This is a genomic window from Neisseria sp. 19428wB4_WF04 (assembly GCF_015235335.1).
GTDB lineage: Bacteria > Pseudomonadota > Gammaproteobacteria > Burkholderiales > Neisseriaceae > Neisseria > Neisseria musculi.
Genome location: NZ_JADGLG010000186.1, coordinates 1 through 406 on the forward strand (window position 1 = coordinate 1; position 406 = coordinate 406).

Here is a 406-nt window from a genome sequence, read left to right on the forward strand (position 1 = left end):
AGGCAAAGCCAAAGACAACGGCTCGGTCGACACCACCGCCCCGATGATCAGCGTAGACGCGCCGGACAACAGCAGCGACAACACCCCGACCATCAGCGGCAAAACCGATGCGCCCGCCGGTTCGGTGATAACCGTAGTGGTAACCGGTTCAGACGGCCAAAGCCAAACCGTTACCACCACCGTCAAGGCAGACGGCAGCTACAGCGTAGACGTGCCCAAAGCCCTGCCCGACGGCGGCTACACCGCCGAAGCTTCGGTGAAAGATCCCGCCGGCAACGAAGGCAAAGCCAAAGACAACGGCTCGGTCGACACCACCGCCCCGATGATCAGCGTAGACGCGCCGGACAACAGCAGCGACAACACCCCGACCATCAGCGGCAAAACCGATGCGCCCGCCGGTTCGGTG

Annotated in this window: 1 protein-coding gene; it reads left to right on the plus strand. The window is 63.3% G+C overall.

The window, feature by feature from the left end:
* Positions 1-406: Ig-like domain-containing protein (locus IR141_RS12920; protein WP_209304461.1), on the plus strand; the 406-nt coding region annotated here is incomplete at both ends.